This is a genomic window from Amycolatopsis sp. NPDC089917, assembly GCF_040684635.1.
Lineage (GTDB): Bacteria > Actinomycetota > Actinomycetes > Mycobacteriales > Pseudonocardiaceae > Amycolatopsis.
The window spans coordinates 56,441-65,602 of record NZ_JBFBGL010000047.1; the positions used below are offsets into that span (position 1 = coordinate 56,441).

The window sequence follows — 9,162 nt, forward strand, 5'->3', positions numbered from 1 at the left end:
GATCACGCGTGTTCGCCGCCTGATCACGCCGGTGGCGTGTTGCGAAAGCGGCTTTCGCGACTCCGCCCTCCCCGGACGACACCCGCCCAAGTACGTGAAGGCCCCCTTCACCGCGCTAGACGCAATGAAGGGGGCCTTCACGTACTTACCGGACGGCTCAGAGGCGCGACGTGATCAGGGCGGCCAGCCGCGAGACACCCTCCTCGATCAGTTCCGGCGTCAGCAGGCTGATCGACAGCCGCAGCTGATGGAACCCGCCCTTGCCGCCGTAGAAGTGGTGCATCGGCGTGAACAGCACGCCGTGGTCGCGGGCCGAGATCTCCAGCAGCTCGTCGTCGACGACGAACGGCACGGTGACCGTCACGAAGAACCCGCCCGTCGGGGTGTTCCACGAGACCCCGGAGCACGCGCCGAGCCTGCGCTTGAGCTCGCCCAGCGTGAGGTGGAGATTCCGTTGGTAGATGGCGATTTCCCGCTCGTTGGCCTTGGTCAGGCTGAAGTCGTTGAGCAGGAGCTTCCCGGCGATCACCGCCTGCGCGATGGGGGAGGTGTTCACCGTGAGCATGCCCTTGAGCTTCGAAAGCTGGTCCGCGTACAGGCCGCCGTCGGCCATCCGCTGATCCGCCACCGCGAAGCCGACCCGGGCGCCGGGCATGCCGCTCTTGGCGAAGGAACCGAGGTAGACCACGGATCCCGACCGGTCGAGCGACTTGAGCGAGGGGAGCCGCTCGGCCCCGAACAGCCCGTACGCGTTGTCCTCCAGCAGCAGGATGCCGTGCGCCTCGGCGACGTCGAGAAGCCGGTGCCGTGACGGCAGATCCATGCTGGTGCCGGTGGGGTTGGCGAAGTTGGGGGTCACGTAACAGGCCCGGACCCGCTTGCCCTGTTCGTCGGCCCGCTTGAGCTGCAGGACGAGGTCGTCCGGGTCGATGCCGTTCTCGTTCGACCGGACCGGCCAGACGGGGGTGTCGGTGAGCAGGGCCGCCCCGGTCAGGCCGACGTAGGTGGGCGCGGGCGCGAGCAGCACGTCCCGTTCGCTCGCGCGCAGCGTGCGGAGGACCAGGAACATGGCCTCCTGGGCGCCGACGGTGACGACCACCGACTCCGGGGTGGTGTCGATGTGCTCGTCCTCGGCGAGATTGCGTGCGATGAGGTCGGCGATGACACCCTTGGTGGTGCCGTATTGGAACAGGGTGCGGGTGACCCCCGCTTCGTCCATTTTCCGATCGTCGCGAAGATGCGCGCAATAGGCGTCGAGGTACTCGTGAATGAGTCGGATGTCGAAGAACTCTTCGTACGGCCGGCCTGCCGCCATGGAAATGGCCACAGGGTATTCGTCGATCAGTTCGTTCAGCAGATTCATCGACGAGATGGCCGGATCGGTGAGCGATCCGTGCAGCGTTTCCACGTTCAAGTGAGTGGACAGACCGTTTGAATCCATGAATACTAGGATTTCCATACGCCATCGAGGTGTCAAGAAAAGCCCGTGGACGCCGGAACGATTTCCCGTTTTCCCGCGCTGTCCATCGCCGAATACTTCGGACACTCGATCTCTGAAGGTACGGTCGGCCTCGTGCCGCGGCACCTTGGGGAGGAGCATCATGCTGATGACAACCGAGAACGGGATCCGGTTGTCCTACAACGACTGTGGCGACGGCCCGCCCGTCCTGCTGCTGACCGGGACGGGCGCGCCGAGTTCGGTGTGGGATCTGTATCAGGTACCCGCGCTCCGCGCCGCCGGTTTCCGCGTGATCACCATGGACAACCGCGGGATTCCGCCGAGCGACGACGGTGCGGACGGATTCACCGTCGAAGACCTCGTCGCGGACGTCGCCGCGGTGATCGACTACCTCGACGCGGTGCCCTGCCGGGTGATCGGCACGTCGATGGGGTCGTACATCGCGCAGGAGCTGGCACTCGCGCGTCCGGAACTGCTGGACTCGGTCCTGCTGATGGCCGCTTGCGGCAAGAGCAGTCTCGTCCAGCGAGTGCTCGCGGAAGGCGAAGCGAAGCTGATCGAGCAGGGAACCGAGCTGCCCCCGGGGTTTCTCGCCGCGATCCGCGCCATGCACAACCTGGGCCCCGCGACACTCGCCGACGACGACCTCACCGGCGACTGGCTCGACCTGTTCGAGGCGGCGGGGCCCTGGGGCCCGGGGGTCCGGGCGCAGTTGCTGCTGAGCGCGTTGCCCGACCGTCTCGACGCCTACCGCGCGATCAAGGTTCCTTGCCACGTCGTCTCCTTCGAGCAGGACCTCGTCGCGCCACCGGCCGCCGGACTGGAGCTGGCCTCCGTGATCCCGGGCGCGACCTTCCGCACGATTCCCGGCTGCGGGCATTTCGGCTACCTGGAGAACCCCGAGGCGGTGAACCGGGAGCTGCTCCGGTTCCTCCGCACCGAATCCCGCGAGACACTGGGGGAGACCGCATGACCGTCCTTTCGGCGGCCACCACACCGGCCCTGTTCGAGGCGACCGCGGCCGTGCTGCCGGATCGGCCCGCGGTGGCGATGGACTCGGCCACGCTCACCTACGCCGAGCTGAACAGCGAGGCCAACCGGCTCGCCCGAAGGCTCGTGGCGCACGGCGTCGGCCCGGAGCGGCTGGTCGCGCTGGCCATGCCGAGGTCGATCGAGTTCGTCATCGCGATCCTGGCCGTGCACAAGGCGGGAGCCGCGTACGTGCCCGTCGATCCGGACTATCCGGAGGAACGCAAACGGCACATGCTGGACGACACGGCGGCGCACTGCCTGCTGCGCCTGCCCGGCCAGGACGTGGCCGGCGCTTCCGTGATCCTGGACGTGGAGCGGGACCCCGGCGGGTCCGAGCCGAACCTGGACGATCGGGACCGGCTGGCCCCGCTGCTTCCCGACCACCCCGCGTACGTCATCTACACCTCGGGCTCGACCGGGAAACCGAAGGGCGTGCTGGTCACGCACCGCGGGATCCCGAACCTCGCCGACGACTACGTGGGTCGCCAGAAACTGGTTCCTTCCAGCAGGTTGCTGGCCTTCGCGTCGCCCAGCTTCGACGCCGCGGTCGCCGAGTTCTGGCCGATCTGGCAGGCCGGTGGCTGCCTGGTGCTGGCGTCCGCGCCGGACCTCGTCCCCGGTGAGCCGCTCGGCAGGCTGGTACGCGACCAGGGCATCACCCACGTCACGCTGCCGCCATCCGCGCTGGCGCCGCTGGAGGAGGCCGGCGGCCTGCCCGCCGGGCTGACCCTGCTGGTCGCGGGTGAGGCGTGCCCCGCGCCGGTCGCGAAACGCTGGGCGCCGGACCGCGTGATGATCAACGCGTACGGCCCGACGGAGGTCACCGTCGCGGTGACCGCGAGCGAGCCGCTGACCGGTGAGGACACCCCGCCGATCGGCAGGCCCATCACCGGTGTCCGGACCTACGTCTTGGACGATCGGCTGCGGCCCGTGCCGGACGGGGACGAGGGTGAGCTCTACACGGTGGGCCCCGGTCTCGCCCGCGGTTACCTCCGAAGAGCGGCCGCGACCGCGGAGCGGTTCCTGCCGGATCCGTTCGGCGGACCGGGCGGCCGCATGTACCGCACCGGAGACCGCGTGCGGACGCGCCCGGACGGTCAGTACGTCTTCGTCGGCCGGGTCGACGACCAGCTGAAGGTGCGCGGCCACCGCATCGAGCCCGGCGAGGTCGAGGCCGCGTTGCTCGCGGTGGACGGCGTGGCCCAGGCCGTCGTGACCGAGCACGAGAACCGGCTCGTCGCCTACGTGGTCGGCGCCGCCGGCGCGCCGGTGACCACCGAAAACCTGTTGTCGCCGCTGCGGAAGCGGTTGCCCGCGTACCTGGTGCCCGACGTGGTCGTCGGCTTGCCGAGCCTGCCGGTCTCGCCGAACGGCAAGATCGACCGCGTCGCCCTGCCCACTCCCGAAGAGGAGCACGCCGGACGCGCGGCGGGCCGGGCGCCGCTCACCCCCACCGAGATCATCCTGGCCGAGCTGTTCGCCGAAGTGCTCGGCGTCAGCAGCGTCGGCGTCGAGGACAGCTTCTTCGAAGTCGGCGGCCACTCGCTGCTCGCGACGCGTCTGGTGAGCCGGATCCGCGAGCGGCTGAAGATCCGGCTGAGGGTGCAGGCCTTCTTCGACGCGCCGACGGTGGCGCGGCTCGCCAAGGTCCTCGACGGCGCTCACACCTGACCTGGAGACCATTCATGCGGACGACGGCAGCCGTCGATCTCGGAAATCCCGATCTGTACACGACGTTGGACCGCCACACCCGCTGGCGCGAACTCGCGCTGGAAGACGCGATGGTGTGGAGCGAGCCGGGCAGTTCGCCCGGCGGCTTCTGGTCCGTGTTCTCGCATCAGGCGTGCGCCGCGGTCCTCGCGCCGTCGGCGCCGTTCACCTCCGAGTACGGGATGATGATCGGTTTCGACCGCGATCATCCCGACAACTCGGGCGGCCAGATGATGGTGGTCTCCGAACAGGACCAGCACCGGAAACTGCGCAAGCTGGTCGGGCCGCTGCTGTCGAGGGCGGCCGCGCGGAAGCTGTCGGAGCGGGTGCGGACCGAGGTGCGCGCGGTGCTCGACAGGGTGCTCGACGGCGAGGTGTGCGACGTCGCCGCGGCGATCGGCCCGCGCATTCCCGCCGCCGTCGTCTGCGAGATCCTCGGTGTTCCCGTCGAGGACCAGGACATGCTCATCGACCTGACCAATCACGCGTTCGGCGGTGAGGACGAGCTGTTCGACGGGATGACGCCGCGGCAGGCGCACACCGAGATCCTCGTCTACTTCGACGAGCTCGTCGGCGCGCGCCGCGAAAGCCCGGGCGAAGACCTCGTCAGCACCCTGCTGTCCGACGACGGTCTCTCGCTCGACGACGTGGTCCTCAATTGCGACAACGTGTTGATCGGCGGCAACGAGACCACGCGGCACGCGATCACCGGCGCGGTGCACGCTTTCGCCACGGTGCCGGGACTTCTCGCGGCGGTCCGGGACGGCGGCGCGGACGTCGACACCGTCGTCGACGAGGTGCTGCGCTGGACCTCGCCCGCGATGCACGTGCTCCGCGTGTCGACAGGCGAGGTCACGATCAACGGCCGCGACCTGGAACCCGGCACGCCCGTCGTCGCGTGGCTTCCCGCCGCGAACCGGGATCCCGCCGTCTTCGACGATCCCGACACGTTCCGGCCGGACCGGAAACCCAACCGGCACATCGCCTTCGGGCACGGCATGCACCATTGTCTCGGCTCCGCCCTCGCGCGGATCGAGCTGGCGGTCGTGCTGCGCGAGGTGGCCGGACGAGTGTCGCGGGTGGACCTGGTGAAGGAACCGTCGTGGTTGCGCGCGGTCGTCGTGCAGGGGTACCGGGAACTCCCGGTGCGGTTCACCGGACGCTGAGCCCGGCTCTGTCCGATGTGGACGGAAGTGTCAAACGGACACCATTGAAGCGCACTGGGCTTCGCGTCATCCTGTGAATGCGGATCGAATCTATTCCACGGAGGAATGTCTTGTCTTCTCAAGAAAGCACACAGAATTTCGAGATCGATCATGTGGAAATGTACGTGGCCAACCTGGAGGTGGCCGCGTCCGGCTGGATGGACAAGTACGGCTTCTCCGTCGTCGCCACCGACCGGTCGGCCGACCACCGGAGCGTGACGCTGCGGCACGCCGAGATCGCCCTGGTCCTCACCGAGCCGCTGTCCGACCGTCACCCCGGCGCGACGTACCTGCAGACCCACGGTGACGGCGTGGCCGACATCGCGCTGCGCACGCCGGACGTGGCCGCCGCCTTCGCGGCCGCGGTGAAGGGCGGCGCGGAACCCGTCCGCGAGCCGGAGAAGCGGGCGGACTCGGTCGTCACGGCCACCGTCAGCGGTTTCGGCGACGTCGTGCACACCCTGATCCAGCATGACGGCTCCGAGGACGCGCAGGCGACCGTCCGTGGCAAGGACGGCGTGGAGCTGAACCTCATCGACCACTTCGCGGTCTGCCTCAACGCCGGGGATCTCGGCCCCACGGTGGCGTTCTACGAGCGCGCCCTCGGCTTCAAGCAGATCTTCGAGGAGCACATCGTGGTCGGCTCCCAGGCCATGAACTCCACCGTCGTGCAGAGCCTTTCGGGTGCGGTGACCCTGACGCTGATCGAGCCCGACAAGACCGCCGACCCGGGCCAGATCGACGACTTCATCAAGGAACACCACGGGGCGGGCATCCAGCACATCGCCTTCACCAGCCCGGACGCGGTCCGCGCGGTCAAGGAGCTTTCCGCGCGCGGCGTGGAATTCCTGAAGACCCCGGACACCTATTACGACCTGCTCGGCGAGCGGATCGAGCTGGAGACGCACTCGCTGGACGACCTGCGGGAGACGAAGCTGCTCGCCGACGAGGACCACGGTGGCCAGCTGTTCCAGATCTTCACCGCCTCCACCCATCCGCGCAAGACGATCTTCTTCGAGATCATCGAGCGGCAGGGCGCGGGAACGTTCGGCAGTTCGAACATCAAGGCCCTGTACGAAGCCGTCGAGCTGGAGCGGACCGGGCAGAGCAACGGCCCCGCCCGCCGATGACCCACCTCTCCCTGCACGACCTCGAACGGGCCGCGCGCGCTGTCCTTCCCGGCGAGATCTGGGATTTTCTCGCCGGGGGCAGCGGCACGGAGGCATCGCTGGAGGCCAACCGCGCTGCACTCGAACGGATCTTCGTGATCCCCCGGATGTTGCGTGATCTGACCGATGCCACCGTCGAGGCCGAGGTTCTCGGCCGGCGCGCCGCGCTGCCCGTGGCGGTCGCGCCGGTCGCGTACCAGCGGTTGTTCCATCCCGAGGGCGAGCTCGCCGCGGCCCGTGCGGCACGCGACGCCGGTGTGCCGTACACGATCTGCACGCTGAGCAGCGTTCCGCTGGAGGACATCGCGGCCGTCGGCGGACGGCCCTGGTTCCAGCTCTACTGGCTGCGCGACGAGAAACGGTGCCTGGAACTCGTCCGCCGCGCGGAGGACGCCGGTTGCGAGGCGATCGTGTTCACCGTGGACGTGCCGTGGATGGGACGCCGGCTGCGTGACATGCGGAACGGCTTCGCGTTGCCGGAATCGGTGACCGCGGCCAACTTCGACGCCGGAGCGGCCGCGCACCGCCGGACGAGCGGGAGTTCGGCCGTCGCCGACCACACCGCGCGGGAGTTCGCGGCGGCCACTTGGGAATCCGTCGAGGCGGTCCGCGCGCACACCGATCTTCCGGTGGTGCTCAAGGGGATCCTCGCGGTCGAGGACGCCACGCGCGCGGTCGACGCGGGAGTGGCCGGAATCGTGGTGTCCAACCACGGAGGCCGACAGTTGGACGGCGCCGTACCGGGGATCGAGATGGTCGGCGAGATCGCCGACGCGGTCTCCGGCGGCTGCGAAGTACTGCTGGACGGAGGAATCCGGACCGGCGGCGACATCCTCAAGGCGCTCGCGCTCGGCGCGTCGGCCGTCCTGCTCGGGCGGCCGGTGATGTGGGGCCTGGCCTCCGCGGGCCAGGACGGCGCACGGCAGGTGCTGGACCTGCTCGCCGTCGAACTCCGGAACGCGCTGGGTCTGGCGGGCTGCGACTCGGTGAGCGCGGCCCGGCGGCTGAACACGAAGGCCCCTCGATACAGCTGATCCGTTCTGTCCGCGGTGGTTCCTTCCCGAAGGAGGAAAGTGTTCCTCTCGCTTCCCGCGCCGATCGCCCCGATCGCCGCGCACAGTCTCCTGCTCTTCTTGCTCCAGGTCGGTTTGCTGCTCCTGCTCGCCGTGGTCTTCGGACGGCTGGCCGCCCGGTTCGGGATGCCCGCGGTGGTCGGCGAGCTGGTCGTCGGGGTGCTGCTCGGCCCGTCCCTGCTGGCCTGGGCCGCACCCGCGGTGCACGGCTGGCTCTTTCCCGCCGTCAGCGAGCAGTACCACCTTCTCGACGCCGTCGGCCAGATCGGTGTCATCCTGCTGGTCGGCTTCACCGGCATGCAGATGGACATGGGACTGCTCCGGCGGCGGCGCGGCGCGGCGGCGGGGGTGGGGCTCGGCGGCCTGATCGTTCCTCTCGGTCTGGGCGTCGGCGCGGGCTACGTCCTGCCCAAGATGCTGGTTCCCGAGGGCACGGACATCACCGTTTTCGCGCTCTTCCTCGGGGTGGCGTTGTGCGTGAGCGCCATTCCGGTCATCGCCAAGACGTTGATGGACATGAAACTGCTGCACCGCAACGTCGGACAGCTCACGCTCGCCGCCGGCGCGATCGAGGACGCCTTCGGCTGGTTCCTGCTGTCCGTCGTCAGCGCGATGGCGGTCACCGCGGTGTCGGCCGGCGCCGTGCTTCTCTCGCTCGGCTACCTGATCGCCGTCATCGTCTTCGCGTTCACCATCGGCAGGCCCTTGGTCCGGGGCGTGCTGCGCACCGCGGCCAAGTCCGACGGTCCCGGGCTCACCGTCGCCGCCGCCGTCGTCTTGATACTCCTGGCGTCCGCCGGTACGCAGGCGCTCGGCCTGGAGGCGATCTTCGGGGCCTTCGTCTGCGGCATCCTGATCAGCAGCGCGGGCAAGGTCGATCCGGCCAAACTGGCCCCGCTGCGCACGGTCGTGCTGTCGGTGTTCGCGCCGGTCTTCTTCGCCACGGCCGGGTTGCGGATGGACCTTACCGCGCTGATCCGCCCGGAAGTCCTCCTCACCGGGCTGGCGGTGCTCGCGCTGGCCATCTTGGGCAAGTTCGTCGGCGCGTACGCCGGGGCGCGGCTCAGCGGCCTGAACAAGTGGGAAGGGCTGGCGCTCGGGGCCGGGCTGAACGCGCGCGGCGTCATCGAGATCGTGGTGGCCATGGTCGGCCTGCGGCTGGGCATCCTCAGCGTGGAGATCTACACGATCGTCATCCTCGTCGCGATCGTCACGTCGCTGATGGCGCCGCCGATCCTGCGGTTCGCGATGAAGAGGGTGGAGCAGACCGCCGAGGAAGAGGTGCGGGAGAGCGAGCACCGGGCGTGGACCACGGAAACGGCGAAGAGCCAGCAGGAACAGCCGCTGTAGCCCGCGGGCGCGAGTGGACGACCTGCCTGACCGGACTGGGTCAAGCGGGTCGTGAGTGGCGATTCGGGCCCTGCGCCGAGACCATCGCCTGCACGCCGCGGTTGAGGCTCCGCAGGTCGATGTCCGCGTGGTACCCGCGGATGACGCCGCGAAGCCGGGAATCT

Annotated in this window: 7 protein-coding genes; 6 read left to right on the top strand and 1 reads right to left on the bottom strand. The window is 69.2% G+C overall.

Annotated features, from left to right (window positions below):
- Window positions 1-157: 157 nt before the first annotated feature.
- Window positions 158-1,441, bottom strand: a complete 1,284-nt coding sequence (locus tag AB0N89_RS29115; RefSeq protein ID WP_364210733.1) for a PLP-dependent aminotransferase family protein — start codon at window positions 1,439-1,441, stop codon at window positions 158-160.
- Between the two features lie 160 nt (window positions 1,442-1,601).
- Between AB0N89_RS29115 and AB0N89_RS29120 the strand changes: the two genes are divergently transcribed.
- From AB0N89_RS29120 to AB0N89_RS29145, 6 genes are all read left to right on the top strand, one after another.
- The gene (locus AB0N89_RS29120; RefSeq protein ID WP_364210736.1) at window positions 1,602-2,432 is read left to right on the top strand and encodes an alpha/beta hydrolase; all 831 of its coding nucleotides are present in this window, start codon (window positions 1,602-1,604) and stop codon (window positions 2,430-2,432) included.
- Window positions 2,429-4,162, top strand: a complete 1,734-nt coding sequence (locus AB0N89_RS29125; RefSeq protein WP_364210739.1) for an amino acid adenylation domain-containing protein — start codon at window positions 2,429-2,431, stop codon at window positions 4,160-4,162. Before AB0N89_RS29120 ends, AB0N89_RS29125 begins: the two co-directional genes overlap by 4 nt.
- 14 nt (window positions 4,163-4,176) lie before the next feature.
- Window positions 4,177-5,367: a cytochrome P450 gene (locus AB0N89_RS29130; protein ID WP_364210742.1), complete on the top strand. Its 1,191-nt coding sequence runs from the start codon at window positions 4,177-4,179 to the stop codon at window positions 5,365-5,367.
- Between the two features lie 110 nt (window positions 5,368-5,477).
- Window positions 5,478-6,536, top strand: coding sequence for a 4-hydroxyphenylpyruvate dioxygenase (gene hppD / locus AB0N89_RS29135; RefSeq protein ID WP_364210745.1), 1,059 nt, complete (start codon window positions 5,478-5,480; stop codon window positions 6,534-6,536).
- Window positions 6,533-7,609: an alpha-hydroxy acid oxidase gene (locus AB0N89_RS29140; protein ID WP_364210748.1), complete on the top strand. Its 1,077-nt coding sequence runs from the start codon at window positions 6,533-6,535 to the stop codon at window positions 7,607-7,609. Before hppD ends, AB0N89_RS29140 begins: the two co-directional genes overlap by 4 nt.
- Before the next feature lie 39 nt (window positions 7,610-7,648).
- Window positions 7,649-8,998, top strand: coding sequence for a cation:proton antiporter (locus AB0N89_RS29145; protein ID WP_364210751.1), 1,350 nt, complete (start codon window positions 7,649-7,651; stop codon window positions 8,996-8,998).
- The last annotated feature ends 164 nt before the right edge of the window (window positions 8,999-9,162 follow it).

Bases quoted from the DNA above. Each gene is read 5' to 3' on its own strand.
- AB0N89_RS29115 (WP_364210733.1), bottom strand. From the start codon at position 1,441: ATGGATTCAAACGGTCTGTCCACTCACTTGAACGTGGAAACGCTGCAC.
- AB0N89_RS29120 (WP_364210736.1), top strand. From the start codon at position 1,602: ATGCTGATGACAACCGAGAACGGGATCCGGTTGTCCTACAACGACTGT.
- AB0N89_RS29125 (WP_364210739.1), top strand. From the start codon at position 2,429: ATGACCGTCCTTTCGGCGGCCACCACACCGGCCCTGTTCGAGGCGACC.
- AB0N89_RS29130 (WP_364210742.1), top strand. From the start codon at position 4,177: ATGCGGACGACGGCAGCCGTCGATCTCGGAAATCCCGATCTGTACACG.
- AB0N89_RS29140 (WP_364210748.1), top strand. From the start codon at position 6,533: ATGACCCACCTCTCCCTGCACGACCTCGAACGGGCCGCGCGCGCTGTC.